The sequence below is a fragment of the Candidatus Stoquefichus sp. SB1 genome, from assembly GCF_001244545.1.
GTDB lineage: Bacteria > Bacillota_I > Bacilli_A > Erysipelotrichales > Coprobacillaceae > Stoquefichus.
On record NZ_LN852694.1, the window covers coordinates 192172 to 209759 of the forward strand.

17 protein-coding genes and 1 pseudogene are annotated in these 17588 nt (G+C 31.4%); 15 read left to right on the plus strand and 3 right to left on the minus strand.

The annotated features are described in order from the left end of the window. The 3 genes and pseudogenes from BN1865_RS04535 to BN1865_RS04545 all read left to right on the plus strand — a co-directional run. Positions 1 to 516: pseudogene (locus BN1865_RS04535) on the plus strand (polysaccharide biosynthesis C-terminal domain-containing protein); the annotation flags it as partial. Positions 517 to 655: 139 nt separating this feature from the next. Beyond that, positions 656 to 1450: a hypothetical protein gene (locus tag BN1865_RS04540; protein WP_050636077.1), complete on the plus strand. Its 795-nt coding sequence runs from the start codon at positions 656 to 658 to the stop codon at positions 1448 to 1450. A 152-nt stretch (positions 1451 to 1602) separates the two neighbouring features. Then, positions 1603 to 2337: a GDSL-type esterase/lipase family protein gene (locus tag BN1865_RS04545; protein ID WP_082189900.1), complete on the plus strand. Its 735-nt coding sequence runs from the start codon at positions 1603 to 1605 to the stop codon at positions 2335 to 2337. A gap of 4 nt (positions 2338 to 2341) precedes the next feature. On the opposite strand, the gene BN1865_RS04550 is transcribed toward BN1865_RS04545, so the two are convergent. Next, entirely contained in the window at positions 2342 to 3505 is a 1164-nt protein-coding gene (locus tag BN1865_RS04550; RefSeq protein ID WP_050636078.1) for a helix-turn-helix domain-containing protein, read from the minus strand. A gap of 179 nt (positions 3506 to 3684) precedes the next feature. On the opposite strand from BN1865_RS04550, the gene BN1865_RS04555 reads away from it, so the two are divergent. The 3 genes from BN1865_RS04555 to BN1865_RS04565 all read left to right on the plus strand — a co-directional run bounded on the left by BN1865_RS04555 (position 3685) and on the right by BN1865_RS04565 (position 7292). Continuing rightward, positions 3685 to 5178 (plus strand): hypothetical protein, encoded by a 1494-nt coding sequence (locus BN1865_RS04555; protein ID WP_232780327.1) that lies wholly within the window; start codon positions 3685 to 3687, stop codon positions 5176 to 5178. A gap of 118 nt (positions 5179 to 5296) precedes the next feature. Next, complete coding sequence (locus BN1865_RS04560; protein ID WP_050636080.1) at positions 5297 to 6388, plus strand: DUF871 domain-containing protein; 1092 nt, start codon at positions 5297 to 5299, stop codon at positions 6386 to 6388. A gap of 4 nt (positions 6389 to 6392) precedes the next feature. Then, entirely contained in the window at positions 6393 to 7292 is a 900-nt protein-coding gene (locus BN1865_RS04565) for an ROK family protein (RefSeq protein WP_050636081.1), read from the plus strand. 20 nt (positions 7293 to 7312) lie between these two features. Here BN1865_RS04565 and BN1865_RS04570 read toward each other — a convergent pair whose 3' ends face one another. Next, the gene (locus BN1865_RS04570) at positions 7313 to 8458 is read right to left on the minus strand and encodes a helix-turn-helix domain-containing protein (protein WP_050636082.1); all 1146 of its coding nucleotides are present in this window, start codon (positions 8456 to 8458) and stop codon (positions 7313 to 7315) included. Positions 8459 to 8614: 156 nt separating this feature from the next. Here BN1865_RS04570 and BN1865_RS04575 point away from each other — a divergent pair, with 156 nt between their 5' ends. The 9 genes from BN1865_RS04575 (at position 8615) to BN1865_RS04615 (ending at position 16663) form a co-directional block, all read left to right on the plus strand. Continuing rightward, on the plus strand, positions 8615 to 9928 hold the full coding sequence (locus BN1865_RS04575; protein WP_050636083.1) for a PTS sugar transporter subunit IIC: 1314 nt from the start codon (positions 8615 to 8617) through the stop codon (positions 9926 to 9928). Beyond that, positions 9912 to 11000 carry an SGNH/GDSL hydrolase family protein gene (locus BN1865_RS04580; protein ID WP_050636084.1) on the plus strand — a complete coding sequence of 363 codons (1089 nt, stop codon included), beginning with the start codon at positions 9912 to 9914 and terminating at the stop codon, positions 10998 to 11000. The genes BN1865_RS04575 and BN1865_RS04580 overlap by 17 nt, the downstream gene beginning before the upstream one ends. Then, on the plus strand, positions 10985 to 11977 hold the full coding sequence (locus BN1865_RS04585; RefSeq protein ID WP_232780328.1) for an alpha/beta hydrolase: 993 nt from the start codon (positions 10985 to 10987) through the stop codon (positions 11975 to 11977). The genes BN1865_RS04580 and BN1865_RS04585 overlap by 16 nt, the downstream gene beginning before the upstream one ends. Beyond that, entirely contained in the window at positions 11967 to 13361 is a 1395-nt protein-coding gene (locus BN1865_RS04590; RefSeq protein ID WP_050636085.1) for a 6-phospho-beta-glucosidase, read from the plus strand. The genes BN1865_RS04585 and BN1865_RS04590 overlap by 11 nt, the downstream gene beginning before the upstream one ends. After that, on the plus strand, positions 13358 to 14260 hold the full coding sequence (locus BN1865_RS04595) for an ROK family protein (protein WP_232780329.1): 903 nt from the start codon (positions 13358 to 13360) through the stop codon (positions 14258 to 14260). Before BN1865_RS04590 ends, BN1865_RS04595 begins: the two co-directional genes overlap by 4 nt. A 90-nt stretch (positions 14261 to 14350) precedes the next feature. Next, the gene (locus BN1865_RS04600; RefSeq protein ID WP_050636086.1) at positions 14351 to 15139 is read left to right on the plus strand and encodes a MurR/RpiR family transcriptional regulator; all 789 of its coding nucleotides are present in this window, start codon (positions 14351 to 14353) and stop codon (positions 15137 to 15139) included. Beyond that, positions 15105 to 15884, plus strand: a complete 780-nt coding sequence (locus tag BN1865_RS04605) for a MurR/RpiR family transcriptional regulator (RefSeq protein ID WP_050636087.1) — start codon at positions 15105 to 15107, stop codon at positions 15882 to 15884. Before BN1865_RS04600 ends, BN1865_RS04605 begins: the two co-directional genes overlap by 35 nt. Positions 15885 to 15960: 76 nt before the next feature. After that, positions 15961 to 16338 (plus strand): RidA family protein, encoded by a 378-nt coding sequence (locus BN1865_RS04610; RefSeq protein ID WP_050636088.1) that lies wholly within the window; start codon positions 15961 to 15963, stop codon positions 16336 to 16338. Positions 16339 to 16348: 10 nt separating this feature from the next. Further along, positions 16349 to 16663 carry a hypothetical protein gene (locus BN1865_RS04615; RefSeq protein WP_050636089.1) on the plus strand — a complete coding sequence of 105 codons (315 nt, stop codon included), beginning with the start codon at positions 16349 to 16351 and terminating at the stop codon, positions 16661 to 16663. A 15-nt stretch (positions 16664 to 16678) separates the two neighbouring features. On the opposite strand, the gene BN1865_RS04620 is transcribed toward BN1865_RS04615, so the two are convergent. Continuing rightward, complete coding sequence (locus BN1865_RS04620; protein WP_050636090.1) at positions 16679 to 17518, minus strand: undecaprenyl-diphosphate phosphatase; 840 nt, start codon at positions 17516 to 17518, stop codon at positions 16679 to 16681. Positions 17519 to 17588: the final 70 nt, after the last annotated feature.

Sequence of the window (17588 nt, forward strand, 5' to 3'; positions counted from 1 at the left end):
CTGGGATTAAGTGCAGTTGTCAATGAATTTGTACCTGTATTCTATGGACAGGGGTATGAAGCCTGCAAAGCAATTATTCCAGTGCTGGTTATGTCATCCATATTTGTTGCATGGGCTAATGTGATTAGAACACAGTACCTGATTCCAAATAAGCAGGATAGGATATATATTATATCAGTATTTTTGGGAGCTATTGTCAATGTAGTTATTAATTATCTGCTGATACCTAGATATCAGGCATTTGGAGCAGGAATAGGAACATTGGCTGCAGAAATGACAGTCTGTCTGTATCAGACATTCATGGTAAGAAAGAGTATAAAAGTAACAAAATATTTCATACAGTCTCTGCCGTTTGTTGTGTTTGCGGTTATCATGTATTTCGTACTGATATTGATACCAGATATGTATAGCCCTTTAATGATGCTGTGTACAAAAGTAATCATTGGAGGAGTAATATATATATCATTATCCTACATATACTACAAAGCAATTCTAATAAGAGTTTTTAAAAGATAAATAACTTTATTATCTCAATTATTTTAATGGTTAAAGCAATTAAAAATAATATTTTATATTAATTTTAATCACAATCGGTCGTTGCAGAGAAAGAATATATGACTCGATTTTTTTAGATTTCTGGTGAGGAGGTGCATACATGTATATCAATACAACAACTATTAGTTTAATAGAACAATCAGTATATGATTCATTAAATATAAACAAACAAGAATTAGATGATTTACTTGAAGAATGTTATAACTTACTTCAAAATAATCATCATGTTTTCATGTTAGATGAACAATATGATTTCTTTAATGAATATGTAAGAAATCATATTAATCAAGAGATTGATAAAGTTATGTTTATCCATTTATCAAGAAGATTAGATCAGGATAATAATGGATATGGTTTGGATTATGTGTTAACTCATGAAACATCATTATCTCAATATTTAAAGAAATATGGTTTAACATTTCGTTATGAAAATCATATAAAAATGTATATTGATGATAAAGAAGTGATAATTCATAATGATTATTCTGGTAGAAACTTAAAACAAAGATTAGGATATACATTTAAAGATTATGCATTTAGTGGTTATGCATTTTGTGAGAATATTATAGATAATGATTACTATGAAATTGCAGTTGGAGGACCTGAATTTTTTGGTTATCTCTATCCCTATTTTGATGATGATGCACTTATTGATCAGTTTATAAATAAGAGTGTATTTTATCAGTTTATTTATTTACTGTCAATTGATGACATTGAGTTTGAAGGATACGAGGAATTAGATAATCAGGGGAAGCAGTATCATATGGTTACCAAAACATTACAACGTTTATATTTTTATAAATATGAACCTGATTTTGTTAATGAAATGAGTGTCATTATGAAATCAAAAAATGATGTTTCAGAAAAGTATTTAATAAATAAAGTTGTATTATAGATTGATAAGAAAAGACAATGTGTCAGTATTTAACGACTGAATGCATTGTCTTTTTTTTATGTTTTATCTTAAAATTTTGCTATTTATCTTAAAATTAAGATATAAATAAATCTATTTTTTCTCTAAAATGATTAGTAATGGAGGGGATAAGGATGAATAAGAAAAAAACTTGGATAGTAGGGATTGTTTGTATGTTGATACCCATTATATTGACAGTAGGGATTGCTATTTTTTTGTTTCAGGGAATCGCAACAATGGGTGAAAATGAAATTAGACATAAGACAGTCAATTATGAAGAAATATCTAAAACATCAATGAAACAAACAACAGTCTTCTTTGGTGATTCTATTACGGAACTATGTCCAGTTGAGGACTTGTATGCCATGTATACGAAGCAAACTGGCAACCCTGTTATCAATCGTGGCATCAGTGCTGAGACAACCACAACAATGCTAAAAAGAATTGAAAAGACAGTACTTGTGATGGAACCAAAAAATCTTGTTATGCTGATGGGGATTAATGACATTGCTCAAAAAGTTGATAATCAACAGATAATCAATAATATTCATCAGATGATTACATTGACAAAGCAAAAAAGTCCTCATACTCATATGATTTTACAGGCTGTTTATCCTGTGAATAAGAGTGAAAGAGAATCTTTATATGATAAGTTTCAATTAAGAGATAGAGATAATGAAACAATTCATTCCTTAAATCAAATGCTTGAAGAACTTGCTGTAAAAGAAAATATTACTTTTATAAATGTCAATTCTTATTTAGTCAATGAAAATGGCGAATTGAAAAATGAGTTCACATTTGATGGTTTACATCCCAATATGCAAGGCTATCTTGCCATTAGAGATGCTATTATGAAAACTTTAAAATAATATTTTAATGATCTTTGAGATGTGAGTCTTGATATTGCTTAGGGGTCATCAGTTTGTATTTTTTAAAGATTTGAATAAAATTACTTTGTGAACTATAATTTAATAAACAACTGATTTCAATATGCGTTTTATTTGTAAATAATAACAAACGGGCAGCTTCGTCTGCCTTTTTTCTTTGGATATAGTTAGTCACAGTTTCACCAACCTCATTTTTAAATGCAACAGAAAGATAACTTTCTGATAAACCAGTATGCAGCGCTAAATGGCGTAAAGAGATCTTATCATAAAGATGAGTGTCAATATAATGTATACATTTATAAATATGTAATGAATAATGTTCTTTTTTAGCATTAGTCATTTGCTGATAAAAATCATAAATGGATTGTTGAAAAAGAATAATGAGATCATGTGTATTATGAATGGATGATAACTTATTAAGAATGGAATCAGATAAAGAAAATGCCAATTCACTAGAAACACCTTCTTGAATATTAATACGCGTTATTAATGTGATAAAACTAATAAACTTATAATTTAAATCCTGCAAGATATTTTGGGTTAACCTTTGAGATTCTAAAACATCTATTTCTGATAATAATGATTTGACTTTATAAAAATGACCATCTCGATATGCATTTAATAAAAGTTGTTCAAAATGATAATAATCAGGAGTCCCTTGTGTTATACGACGATGTGTTAAAATATCGTCTTTTTTCTTTGATTGTTTTTTATTGATATAGTCAATGTGAATATCTTGTGGGGAAATATATTGGTGTGTACATATTTCATAAAGCATTTTTATGAAATTTTGAAATGTCATGAGATGAAGTGAAGCTATATGTGAACGAATAATTGATTCGGGAATAATTTTTGTCCAATTATCAGGAAGTTGCTGTTGTGGATTTTGCAAATCATTGAGTATACAAGAACATACAATCATATATGTTCTTTTCTCAAAGGTAACTTGTAGACGGGCATAAGCAACACTATGGTCATAGACAAGAATATGGGCATGATGATGTGTCATTGAAAAGACATCATGAAGAAATTCTTTTAAATCTATCATAGTAATTTTAGGATGGATAAGTTGAAATTGTTCATCAAAAATAACACAAGGAATATGTTGGGTATTATATAGTTCATCAATAATTGAAATCAGTGCATCCATTTTAAACTCCTTAATTAATAATAAAATAATGATATAGACAAAAAAATATAAATATAAATGACTTTATGGTTATTGTATACTAAATGCATCAAAAACACAATGAAAACACTTACATATAAAAATGAGTTTTCATTGATTGTCAAAAACAATATGAATCAAAGAAAGGGGAAAGACATATCATGTTGAATAAAAAAAAGAAGATTATCATTGGAGGGACAACTGCAGCTGTTCTCATTGTGAGTGGCATTGCAGGTGGAGGTATGGCTTTGAATGCATTGCAAAATGGAACAGGTCAATTGAATGATGGTGCCGTTGCTTTAGAACAAGTTGCAGAAAAAATGGTTAATGGTGCAACAACCCTGAAAGATGGAAGTGCAGGATTATATACTGGAATTGATCAGTATACTCAAGGTGTGAGTGCATTGGGTGAGGGCTCTGGACAACTCAATGAAGGTATGAAAAAATATACAGGTGCAGTGTCTTTGTTGAAAGAAGGAGCAGATGGATTATATAACGGTGTATATGGTTATACAAATGCAGTGAATGGAATGAATCAGGGAATTCAAGTCCTTGATCAGGGTGCTACTGTTTTAGAACAAGGAACAAGTGGGTTATCAACTGGAGCAGAGAAATTAAGTGAAGGAACCAAAACATTGTATGGTGGTATGAAGGTATTGGATGAGAATTCATCAGCACTTTTATCAGCACCCAATATGATGATAGAAGGTTTGACACAATTAAAAAAAGGATTAACTGTTGTTCCTAGTGAAGCAGATATTCAAAAATTAATGCAAGGTTCTTCAACTGTGAAAACATCATTAAATGGAATGAGTCAAATAGCAAATGGTGTCAATAGTACAGTTTTAACTTTAGAAACAACAATGAATGGTTTAAAACAAACAGCTTATAGTTCACAAGAATTAAATCAATTTGCCCAATTATTAGCGACCAATCCAAGTGCCGCATTAGCTTTACCTCAAGCTCAAGATATGCTTCAAGCACTTGCAGGTGCATATGTAGCAACCAACACAGCATTAGATGGTGCATCATCAACACTATCAGGTATGAAAACTTATACAGGGCAGTTATCTGCTGGGATGTCACAATTAAATCAAAATTACCAGTATATTGATGCTGGAGTCCAATCATTATCAGCATTACCAACAGCTGCTAATACTTTAGGACAGGGAATTGATGGTATGATGAATGTGATTGAAAAAGAAAAAGGTGGTATTGAAACTTATGTGAATGGTGTAAAGACTGCTTATGAAGGGACAAAAGTATTAAATCATGGAGCAAATGAATTGAAAAATGGAACTGATGTATTGGATAGTGGGGTTCAAAAACTGACATCAGGAATTCATGAACTTTATCAAGGTTCAAGTCAATTAAGTCAAGTAGGAGGATCACTGAAAGCGGGATCGTTAACTTTGATGCAAAGTTTAGCACAATTACATCAAACGAGTTCACCTCTTTTACTAGGAATGAATACACTCTATGTAGGAATTCAGAAACTAGATGAGATAAAAGCCGATCTTATGAAAGGTGCATTAGCCATTAAAGATGGGAATTCTGGGGTTAATGATGCAATGAATGGTCTTTATGAAGGCATTAAAACACTCAAAAAAGGGACAAACCAATTGTATTCTACAGTTGGAGGAAAAGAAAAATAACTCTCATCATTTTGAGAGTTTTTCTTATAATATTAAAAATATAATATAAAGATGAAAATTATGATAAAAGTTGATGAAAGAGTCTGTTAAACTGTTCTTAAAAGAAGGAGGCATGATTATGCTTGGTATTGCATTATATCCAGATAAAACAACAATTGAAGAAGATAAGAACTATCTTTCACTCGCAAAAAAATATGGGTATCAAAGAGTCTTTATGAGTTTATTACAAATTGATATTGAAAATCCTAAAAAATCTATTCAAAGATTAAAAGAAAGTATTCAATATGCGAATGAATTACAAATGGAAGTGACATTAGATATCCATCCTATGGTCTTTCAATATTTAAAAATAAAAGAAGATGATTTATCTTATTTTGCTAAAATGGGTGTCCATACATTAAGGTTAGATAGTGGTTATGATGGGAGAATAGAAGCTATGATGACACATAATCCTTATCATATTCATATTGAAGTCAATATGAGTAAAGAAACCAATTATCTTGATCTCATTTCTTCTTATCATCCACAAAAACAATATTTAAAGGGTTCACATAACTTTTATCCACAAAGATATACAGGTTTATCTCTTCAATCTTTTATGAGATGTAGTCAAAAGTTTCAAAATGCTCATCTTTCAAGTGCAGTATTTTTAACATCACAACAGGCAAAAGTCTCACCATGGCCAATATCGGAAGGGCTGTGTACATTAGAAATGCATCGAGATTTACCTATAGAAGTTCAAGCGAGACACATGAAGATGCTAGATATGATTGACGATTGGTTTATTGGCAATGCTTATGCAAGTGAAGAGGAATTAAAAACAGTAAGTGAGGTCTATCATTCTCAAATAGATACACTTTATATTGAAATAAATGATGATATAACGGATTTAGAGAAAGAGATGTTATTGAAATATATTCATGAATATCGGGGTGATGCTTCTGAATATGTTATTCGTTCTAGTAAAAACAGACAGCGTTATTATCAGTGTTCATTACCCGCTCATAAGATTCCAAAAGACATTCAACGTGGAGATCTATTAATATTGAATGAAAACTATGGACAGTACAAATCTGAGGTACAAATTGCCTTAACTGATCGTCAAGCTGATGCACGTATTAATGTTGTTGGAAGAGTAAGACATGAAGATATGATATTATTAGAATGTTTAAAACCATTTCAATGTTTTCAACTTTTAGAAAAGGAGTGAAATCATGAATTATTATGTAGGAATTGATATTGGTGGAACAAGAATAAAAATGGGAATTATCAATGAGGATGGAGATATCCTTATAAGTGAAAATCAAAAGACACAATTAGAAAAAGAAAAACTCTTTCAACAGATTAATCATTTTATCAAAGGACAGGATTATCACATCAAAGGGGTAGGTTTGAGTATGCCAGGGGTTATTAAAGAAGATGGTTATGCGCAAACAAGTGGTGCTATTCATTGCTTTTTAAATTGTCATGTGAAAAAGGAACTTGAAGATTATTTAGGGTTACCTGTCATTGTTGAAAATGATGCGAAGGCAGCAGCGATGGCAGAAAAATGGTTAGGAACAGCCAAAAATGAAAATGATTTTGTCTGTTTGACGCTTGGAACAGCAGTTGGCGGAGCGACTTATATGAATGGGCAGCTTCAGCGCGGATTAGGTGGATTAGCTGGTGAGTTTGGTGTTGCTTTGGTGGGATTAGAACCTCATCAATATGATGAACAGTCATTTTCATTTCATGCTGCTACAGTTGCAGGGTTATGTCGCCATTACAGTTATCGTGTAAAGCAGCGGGTATTAGATGCAAGAGAAATTATCAAACGCGCGCAAGATGGAGATTCTATAGCACAGAATTGTTTAGAAGATTTTTATCATGCTGTGGCTGCATTGTTTGTCAATATAGCAGTGATGATTGCTCCTCATACAATAATTGTCGGTGGAGGGATCAGTGAGAATCAGGAAGTGATGGCAGCGATTGATAAGGAATATCATCATATCTGTCAACAGTATCATGTTTTAAGTTTAGTTGATATGCCAGTTATAAAAACTTGTCAGTTTAAAAATGATGCTGGAATGATAGGAGCAGTTTATTCATTTTTAAGACGACATACAGATATATAAAAAACGCACAATGTGCGTTTTTAGAGGTATTGGAAATTTTTTTGACGAAATTGTTTTGGGGTTTGCTGGGTCACTTGCTTAAAACGTTGCGTGAAATGACTTTGGCTTGTAAAGTTTAATAAAGTACTGATTTCCTGAAAAGAATGATCAGTGAATAGAAGAAGATGTTTAGCTTCTTCTATTTTTCTTTCTAAAAGATATTGTGAAAAAGAAATATCTAATTCTTTTTTAAAACGTGTTGAAATATAAACTGAAGAATGATTTGTTAAATCTTCTAAGTCCTGAAGTGTAATTTTTTCATAGAGATGAGTATCAATGTAACTTAAACATTGATTAATAAGAGTTGAACATTGTTTTGCGGTTGATCGAATCAGTTCAATAAATTCATAACTGGCATATTTAATATACTGTATACATTCTTCAACTGTATGAATATGTGGTAGATTTTGAATCAGTGCATCAGAAAGTCCAAAAGCACTTTCTAAAGGAACACCATTATCAATAGCCATACGTGTCATAAGGGTGACAATAGAAATAAATTTAATCTTAACAGTATCTAAAGAATTATCAGCCAATGAAACAATATATGTTTTTGCCATTTGTGAAAATATCCAGTCAATTTTATCTTTACGTCCTCTTTTTACATAATCTAAAAAACGTAATTCAAACTGATAAGAATCACGGGTCGAATCTTCAACACGACGATTATATAAATTCTTTTCAAAAATTTCCTTAGCACTCATAGCTTTTGGATTGATTCTTAAATATTGAATCGGTATTTGTGTAATATCAATATCTTCATGTGTTAACAAAGAATAGAGCATACCCATTGTTTTGACAAAACTATCTGCTGATTCAGTCGCTGTATATATTTGAAATTGACTAAAATAATAATTGTTTTCTTGAGAAGCACCAAGTAACATACATGGACCAATGAGGAGTGTATATTCTTCATAATCAAATGAAGCCAATAGAACCTGATAGGTGTTGATGATATGGAGAGGATGTTGATCTTTTTTTGTTAAATAAGGAAAATCATGAAGATGTAAATAAAGTGGTGAATAGGCAGGATAATATAGTTTTTGTTGTTGATCAATGAGGCTAATAGGGATATATGTACGCTGATAAAAGGCATCAATGATTTTTTTGAGAGTTTCTATTTTCATAAGTTATCTCCTTAAAATTATTATAAAAACATTAAAAATATGATATATATACTTCTTTGGCTATTATATAATGGATTTGCAACAAAGTAAAGCGATTACAATATGGCCATGTTTTTTCACTTTGATAACAGGATTGATGCAGAAAGGATTGAGTTTATGAACAAATTAGAACAGATTATTAATGAAAAGTTAATGCCACTGGCTGAAAAGCTAACTAAGAATAATATCTTAGGGGCATTAATGGAAGGTTTTATTAGAACAAGTCCTATTACACTAGGTATTGCTTTTATCACAATTATTGGGAATTTCCCAGTTCCTGGATGGACAGATTATTTAACAAAGATTGGTTTGATGGAACATGTGAATGCGATTACCAATGGGGCAACAGGGGTTTTAACTCTTTATGTTATTTACTCATTAGCAATGGCTTATGCGAAACGTTTGCAAACAAATGAAAGAAATGCAGCAATTGTTTCATTGGCCTTCTTTATTATGATTATTCCACAAACAATCACAACAACAGTTATGGAAAATGGTCAAGCTGTTGAAAGTGTTGTCAATGCTTTGAAACTTGATTATTTAGGTGGACAAGGTTTATTTATTGGAATGATTGTTGCTTTGGTAGTGACAAAATTATACGCATATCTTTCAAGTAAAAACTTATCATTTCAATTACCAGATAGTGTACCACCAATGGTATCACAATCATTATCACCAGTTTTTGTCGTCACAATTATCTTTGTTTTGGCTTTTGCCATCAGAGTTGGATTTAGTTATACACCAGCCGGAGATATTATTAATTTCTTTGTACAAGTGATTAATGCACCATTGAATTCAATGGTAGCTAGTCCAATTTCAATTATCATTATTATGGGATTATTAGCTATTCTTTGGTTCTTTGGTATTCATAATGCTGTTTTACAAGGACCACTAGGGGTCATTAGTTTAACAATGGTCATGGGAAATATTACAGCGTTTCAAAACAATCAAGAACTTCCTTATTTATTACCATCTGTTATTTATGGTGGAATGATGGCATCAGGCTTTATGGGAATTGTCATTGGATCGATGTTTAAAGCGAAATCAGCCAAGTTTAAACAATTAGCAAAATTATCTTTCATTCCATCTTTGTTTAATATCACAGAACCGATTATGTTTGGTATGCCTATTATTATGAATCCAATGTTTATGATTCCACAGTGTTTCACTCAAATTATATGTGGATTTGTGACTTGGGGATTAGCCGCAACTGTTTTACCCATTACATTGAATCCATTTATGTCACTTTTGCCTTGGACAACACCAATATTTATCAAAATGCCATTAGCAGGTGGACTGAATTACGCCATTATTATGGTTGTTTGTTTTGTGATTACATTCTTGATGTGGTATCCGTTTTTAAAGGTCGCTGATCGTCATGAATATGAATTAGAAAAGGCGAATGAAGAAGCACATGTCATTTCAGAATAATCAATGGGTGACATGGTGGAGTCGTGCGCAACGAGGCTTAAGACTGCTCTCTCAAAAATGTCCGCAGCACCATACCATTTATCTAAAAGAAATACCCAAAAGTCAAAAGATAAGATTAAGATTTGCAGCTTTTTATGATACCCAATCCATAACAATACAAAATGTTTATTGTTATGAAAAAGGAAAATCAAAAAAATATCCCATAACTTTTAAGACTCAACAAACATATCAATTAACATCACAGAGTTCTATATGGAGTGATGCATTAGATCTTAACTATATCAATCAGTCTCATTTGGTCATTGAGTATGATATTCTTAGTGACGAAGGATATACTTGTGCATCGGGCTTTGAATCAAAGGATTATGATGTATTTGTAGCTTCTGCAAATCAGATTTATGGATTATGCAGTTTAGAATTACTTGGCTCTTCGTTAAAAGGATGTCTTTGTGCTTTTGGTGATTCAATTGTTGAACAGGGTCATTATACAAGCATCTTACAAGAAAAAGCATTGACAAAAGGATACAGTTTTATCCAATTAGGTTTAAGTGGAAATCGGTTATTAAGACAATTAGAGGCTGTTGATTTATATGGTAGGAATTATACAAATATAACAATTGATAAACAATGTTTTGGAATTGCAGGTATTGAACGTTTTCAAAGAGAAGCTTTAGAATGTCATCAAATAAAACAAATCATGATTGCGATTGGTATTAATGATCTTTATCAGCCAGGAACATTCTGTGCACAAATAAGTGAATTACCAGAGATTGAAGAGATGAAAAAGGGATATCTGTTATTAAAAAATATGATTTCAGATATTCCAGCATTATGGTGTGGCATAACACCATTTATAGGAAATTCAGATTGGACATTACCAAAAGAAAAGATACGTTTACAAATAAATGAATGGATTGAATATGCATTTATAAATAGTATCAATTTTGATGATTTACTGTTAGATGATCAAAACCAATACATTCAAGAAAATCATATAGGTGATTATTTACATCCTAGTGAAATAGGTGGAAATAAAATGGCAAAGGAGATGAGTCAATGTTTAAATATATAATGATTATCATTCTTATTTTGATAGTTGTAGGTATTTATTTTGTTTTTTGGACACCATATCCATTTGTATGGTTATTACGCTCCAAGAAAGAAGAACAAAAAGAAAAAGGTCCTCAAAATATCGAAGATATCAAAGAAGGTGTTCATATTTTACCTAACCTCCCTTATCCTTCAAAATATCCTCAAGCAACTTATGATCTCTATTTGCCTAAAAATAAATCTATTAAACATTTGATTGTCTGGGTCCATGGCGGATCATTTATTGCAGGAACAAGTCAAGGTGTCCGAAATTTTGCACCTATGCTAGCAAATCAAGGTTATGGTGTTTGTGCAATTAATTATGCTTATGCACCTCAATATAGTTTTCCTACACAGATTATACAGCTTGATGAATTCTTATCTTATATACAACAAAAACTTAAATTAGAGAATATCATCATTAATGATGTTGTATTAGGTGGAGATTCAGCAGGTGCAAATATTGTTGCTTCATATGCTTCTATGTATCAAAATGAAGATTTAATACAAAAAGTCAATATTCAATTGCATAATTCATTGTCAATGAGTGGACTGCTCTTGTTTTGTGGACCTTATGATCTTTGTGAAGATTTTCAAAAAGATCAGTTCAAGCAGTTTCGACTGTTTATGAAATATATAGGTTGGTCTTATTTAGGACATAAATACTGGTGGCGTAGAGAAGAGAAACGATGGGCTTCACCACTATATCATGTTCATGATTGTTTTCCACCTACTTATATTTGTGATGGGAAAAAATTCTCTTTTTTATGGCAAGGTCAAAAACTTGCTGACGCTATAAAAGAGAAAGGAATCTATGTGAAAACAAGATTTTATGAAGACATGTCACATGAATTTCAGTTTGAATATCGTCAGTTTCCAGTAGAAGCAATGCAGGTTTATGAAGATACTCTGATTTTCTTAAAACATATTTTAAAAGAGGAAGATGAAAATGTTAAATAAAGATTTTTTATGGGGTGGGGCAATGGCCGCGAATCAATGTGAAGGTGCTTATGATGATGGTGGTAAGGGATTATCGATTATGGATATCATAACTGCTGGCAGCAAGAATCATCCTCGTCAAGTGACAATTGATATTCAAGATGAGCGTTATTATCCGAATCATGAAGCGATTGATTTTTATCATCGTTATGTTGAAGATACAGACTTATTTCAAGAAATGGGATTGAAATGTTTGAGAACATCTATTGCATGGTCCAGAATATTTCCTAATGGTGATGAAAGTGAACCGAATGAAGAAGGCTTACAATTTTATGACCGTTTATTTGCAGAATTAAAAAGGAAAGGAATGGAATCGATTGTGACTATTTCTCATTATGAGATGCCTCTCTATCTTGTGAAGAAGTATGGGGGCTGGAGAAATCGACAACTGATTGAATTCTATACCCGTTATGCAAAAGTTCTTTTTGAAAGATATAAAGGCATTGTTCGTTATTGGATGACATTTAATGAAATTAATAGTACAGTTAAAATTCCAATGATTGCTGGGGTTATGATACAGCCAGGTGAAAATGCAAAACAAATCGCTTATCAGGCATTGCATCACCAATTTGTTGCAAGTGCAAAAGCAGTTCAACTGGCACATCAGATTGATCCACAAAATCAAGTTGGATGTATGGTCATGACAACTGTAGGTTATCCAAAGTCATGTCATCCTTTGGACATATTAGCAGCTCAGGAATATTTAAGAGATGGAACGCTCTTCTTTTGTGATGTCCAAGTGAGAGGATATTATCCAGGTTATTTTCAGCATTATGATATCGATTTAGATATAACTCAGCAGGACAAAGAGGATTTAAAAAAAGGTATTGTTGATTATATAGGTTTTTCATATTACTCATCACAAGTTGTTTCTCATTTAAACGAAGGAGAGAAGGTACAAGGAAATATTGTGACTGGTTTAAAGAATGAATATTTGCAGGCAAGTGAGTGGGGATGGCAAATCGATCCACAAGGTCTCGTTTATCTCATGCGTATTCTTTATGAACGTTATCAAAAGCCACTCTTTATTGTAGAAAATGGATTAGGTTATAATGATCAAATGAATCAAGAGGGACAGATTATTGATAATTATCGTATTGAGTATATGAGAAAGCATATTCAGGCCATGAAAGATATTGTAGAAAAAGAAAATATTGATCTTATCGGATATACAGTATGGGCACCAATTGATATTGTATCAGCTGGTACTGGAGAAATGAAAAAAAGATATGGTATGATTTATGTTGATAAAGATGATGAAGGTCATGGCTCTTTAAAAAGAAGAAAAAAGAAATCATTTGAATGGTACAAACAGGTGATTGAAAGTAATGGAGAAATTTTATGATGAGATATTTAAGTATTGATGCAGGAGGAACTTTCATAAAATATGCTTGGATGGATGCATCGGGTCATATTTTAAAACAAGGGAAAAAACCAACACCTTATACTTCTCAGGAGGATTTTATGGAAGTCATTCATGAAATATGGAAACAGGAAAGAGATGAAAAGGCTGGTATATGTATGTCACTGCCAGGAACCATTGATGTTGAAAAAGGGTATATTTATCAAGGTGGTTCTTTAACATATCATCATGGTGTTGCTTTAAAGGAGAAATATGAAAAATTTTTTGGTGTACCAGTAGAGTTAGAAAATGATGCACGTTGTGCAGCCCTTGCTGAAATGGCGAGTGGACATATGCAAGATATTGAAAATGGAATTGTTTTAACTTTTGGAACGGGAGTTGGTGGATGTTTTATTATGAATCATGATATTTATAAAGGAACTCATCTTTTTTCAGGAGAAGTTTCAATGTTAATATGTGATGATTTGAAAGCCAAAGGAATGGATGCAGTTTTAGGACATATTGGTGGAATTGGACATTTTTGTAGACGTGTCTGTGATACTATGCAGGTGCCATTTCAAGAGGGCAAAACAGTTTTTCAATGGATTCAAGATGGAAATGAAATTGCTGTGAAGTTATTTCATGAGTATTGTTATCAAATCGCAATACAGTTATTTAATATGCAGATGATGTTAGATCCATCTCGTATATGTATTGGTGGTGGAGTCAGTGAAAACCCTATTTTTATACAAGGAATTCAAAAGGCTATGACAGCTTTTTATGATTCATTGCCAGTCACAATGCCGCGTTTAGATATTGTGCCATGCTTTTATCATAATGATGCAAATTTAATAGGAGCATACTATCATTTTCAAAAACAACAATCAAAAGTAAGAGACTAAAGAGAAGTTTCTTGCTTTTTCTTTTGCTAAAAATGACATATATATGTACATATCTTTATGGTATAATAGAAATAATTGGGAGGAATGACAATGCGTTTAGAGGAATTGGTTAATAAAAATTATAATCAATTAAATGAAAATGATTTATATATCTGGCAATATATTTCTGCTCATCGTAAAGAATGTGAAAAGTTATCAATTGATGATTTAGCATTACGATGTCATGTATCACGAACAACCATTATGCGATTTGCCCAAAGATTAGGGTTAAAGGGATATACAGAATTAAAGGTCTATTTACGTATTGATAATCAAAATCATCAACATCAGCAAACTGGGTTAGAGTTAGTTTATCGAACATATCATGAATATATGGATATTATTAAGAAAAAAGATTTAACCCATGTTATTGAAATGATTGCGCAATCGGAAAATGCTTATGTCTATGGAACTGGAAGTATTCAAAATAATGTGGCGGCTGAGATAAAAAGATCTTTTTTAGAGGTTGGAAAATTATTTTTTACAATTCAGTCAATGAATGAGACATATGCTTTTGAAAGTATGATGACAAGCAATGATGTCATCATTATGATTTCTTATTCTGGTGAAAATCAGCAATTATTAGATTTTGCTAAAAAACTAAAAACCAAAAGTGTTCCGATTATTGCTATTACTGCAACAAAAGATAATACTTTATCCCATATTGCAAGTGAATCTTTTTATGTGGATGTACCTAATATTTTAAATCCACTCGGTCCACGTCATGAAGGATTAGTCAATTATTTTATTCTCATTGATTTTATCCTTGTCAAATATATAGATTATTATGAAAGGAAAATGAATAATGACAATCGAAGAACTCGTGAACTCTCACTATGATCAATTAAATGAAAATGATTTATATATCTGGCAATATATTTATCATCACAAAAGAGAATGTCAAAAAATGTCTATACAAGAATTGGCTCATTCTTGTAATGTTTCACATACAAGTATTATTCGTTTTTGTAAAAAGATTGGTTTAGATGGATATAGTGAATTAAAGGTTTATTTAAAATGGAGTCTCAATCGACAGTTTGATTTTGATAGTCAAATTATGCGTAAAGTGACTGATGAATTAAAAGGAACATTGGATATGATGGGTAATCAGGATTTTGACCACTTGCTTAAATTGATTGATGAAGCCAAAAGAATATATGTTTATGCTACTGGAGAAGTTCAATTTCATGCAGCTCAAGAATTTAATCGTGAGTTTGCTTATCGTCATAAGATCATGCATGTCATTGAAGGGAGAACTGAGTTAGACACTGTTTTAAATCGTGCAAGCAAAGATGATTTATTTATTTTGATTTCATTATCTGGTGATAATGAAACAATTGTTTTACTTTCTAAAGTTCTAGAAAAGATGAAAATAAAAACAATTGGTATTGGAATTGATAATGGCAATCTTTTATCACAGCATGTTAGTGAATATATTGGCTTTAAAACCAGTTATTTTCATACTGGTTTTCAAGATAAGAGTTATTGCTGTACAGGTCATTTTTTTCTGATTGTTAATATGTTGTTTTTAAGATATTTAGAATATTGTTCATTAAAAGAACATCAACAATTTGTATTATCATAATTATGATAGAGATATTGGAATAACATCAATATTTTTGATATAATACACTATATAGAAAACAAGGAGGAAATATGAAATGAAAAAAGTTATCAAAACAGATAAGGCTCCAGGAGCCATTGGTCCATATAGCCAAGGAATTGATTTAGGAAATATGATTTTCTTTTCTGGACAAATCCCATTGGATCCAAAAACAGGAGAAATGCCAGAAGGTATTGAAGCACAAGCTAAACAAGCATTAGATAATGTCAAAGGTTTATTAGAAAGTCAGGGACTTGATTTTTCAGATGTTGTGAAAACAACTGTATTTTTAGATAATATGGATGATTTTGCAACAGTCAATGGTATTTATGCAGAATATTTTGTGGAACCATATCCTGCGAGAAGTGCAGTAGAGGTTGCAAAACTTCCAAAAGGTGCACTTATTGAAGTCGAAGTTATTGTCGCTAAGTCATAATAGTGTTATATTGATAGAACGTTATGATGAATATTTAAGGGTGTATTATGCTGATGGACATAGTGAAATCGCTGATGAGGATATTCGTAGTTATATTAAGAAAAACAAAGGAAAACAAGGATATAAGAATCCTGTTTTGGTAAATTCACAATGGTTATATCCAACAGTGGATCAAAAAGATTATCTTTGTTGTTGGATAGATTTAGAACAGTTGGATGAAGATAATGAATTTTATATACATCTTCTCAGACAAAAAGGAATTTATCAAAAAGCAATCTCAATATACCTAAAGCAAAAAGAAAAAAGTTTCAAAAAAGATGATTGAAAACTCAATCATCTTTTAAAGTACGATTAATGTAAATAATCCCATAGCTAAGCAATAAGCAGAGAAATAATTCATTTTACGTTTATTAAGAATACTAAATAATAATTGTAATGCTAAATAAGTCACAACTCCACTAATTATAAAAGCAATAAGATAAGGTAACCATAATGTTGTGAGTGTTGGGCTGGCTATAAAATCTTTTAGTTTTAAAACAATCGCTCCTAAGCTAACAGGCATAAACATAAAGAAAGAAAAATCTCTTGCTGTTTTTTGTTCAAGACCACCTAACATACCACCAGTAATTGTAGAACCACTACGAGATATTCCTGGTAATAAGGCAACTAATTGGAAACACCCCATACGTAAAGCATCCCATAGATTTAATTTTCTTTTCGTTCTATTTCCTTTATATCCATATTTATGAATGAGCATTAAAAAGACGGCAGTCACTAATAAAGTACAACCTACAAGTTTAACATTGGAAAAAGCATTTTCAATATAATCATTGAGTAAAACTCCACCAATAGCAGCAGGTATTGTCGCAACAATCAACAACATACAATAGCGAAAATCTGGGAGCACTTCATCTCTTTTGTCAGCTTTAAAAATATAACTAAAGAAAGACATGAAGAGTCTAGCTATATCTTTACGATAATAAAACATAATGGCTAATAATGAACCTGTATTCACAAGAACTTCAAAAGTAATATCGGTCGTTGGAAATGACCAACCAAAATGTTGAAAGATACTTTTAAAAATAACCAAATGACCACTACTCGAAATAGGAATAGGTTCACTAAACCCTTGAATGGCTCCTAAAATTCCATAAACTAAAATATTTTGCAATAAATCCATAAGATAACCCCTCTCATATTGATATCAATCATAAATTGTTCACTTTATATGGATAAAAATGAAATTCATT

Excerpts from the sequence above, each read along its gene's own strand:
- BN1865_RS04600 (WP_050636086.1), top strand. The coding sequence starts at position 14,351 with ATGCGTTTAGAGGAATTGGTTAATAAAAATTATAATCAATTAAATGAA.
- BN1865_RS04555 (WP_232780327.1), top strand. The coding sequence starts at position 3,685 with ATGTTGAATAAAAAAAAGAAGATTATCATTGGAGGGACAACTGCAGCT.
- BN1865_RS04550 (WP_050636078.1), bottom strand. The coding sequence starts at position 3,505 with ATGGATGCACTGATTTCAATTATTGATGAACTATATAATACCCAACAT.
- BN1865_RS04540 (WP_050636077.1), top strand. The coding sequence starts at position 656 with ATGTATATCAATACAACAACTATTAGTTTAATAGAACAATCAGTATAT.
- BN1865_RS04590 (WP_050636085.1), top strand. The coding sequence starts at position 11,967 with ATGTTAAATAAAGATTTTTTATGGGGTGGGGCAATGGCCGCGAATCAA.
- BN1865_RS04580 (WP_050636084.1), top strand. The coding sequence starts at position 9,912 with ATGTCATTTCAGAATAATCAATGGGTGACATGGTGGAGTCGTGCGCAA.
- BN1865_RS04585 (WP_232780328.1), top strand. The coding sequence starts at position 10,985 with ATGTTTAAATATATAATGATTATCATTCTTATTTTGATAGTTGTAGGT.
- BN1865_RS04620 (WP_050636090.1), bottom strand. The coding sequence starts at position 17,518 with ATGGATTTATTGCAAAATATTTTAGTTTATGGAATTTTAGGAGCCATT.
- BN1865_RS04560 (WP_050636080.1), top strand. The coding sequence starts at position 5,297 with ATGCTTGGTATTGCATTATATCCAGATAAAACAACAATTGAAGAAGAT.
- BN1865_RS04595 (WP_232780329.1), top strand. The coding sequence starts at position 13,358 with ATGATGAGATATTTAAGTATTGATGCAGGAGGAACTTTCATAAAATAT.
- BN1865_RS04610 (WP_050636088.1), top strand. The coding sequence starts at position 15,961 with ATGAAAAAAGTTATCAAAACAGATAAGGCTCCAGGAGCCATTGGTCCA.
- BN1865_RS04545 (WP_082189900.1), top strand. The coding sequence starts at position 1,603 with ATGAATAAGAAAAAAACTTGGATAGTAGGGATTGTTTGTATGTTGATA.
- BN1865_RS04605 (WP_050636087.1), top strand. The coding sequence starts at position 15,105 with ATGACAATCGAAGAACTCGTGAACTCTCACTATGATCAATTAAATGAA.
- BN1865_RS04565 (WP_050636081.1), top strand. The coding sequence starts at position 6,393 with ATGAATTATTATGTAGGAATTGATATTGGTGGAACAAGAATAAAAATG.
- BN1865_RS04570 (WP_050636082.1), bottom strand. The coding sequence starts at position 8,458 with ATGAAAATAGAAACTCTCAAAAAAATCATTGATGCCTTTTATCAGCGT.
- BN1865_RS04575 (WP_050636083.1), top strand. The coding sequence starts at position 8,615 with ATGAACAAATTAGAACAGATTATTAATGAAAAGTTAATGCCACTGGCT.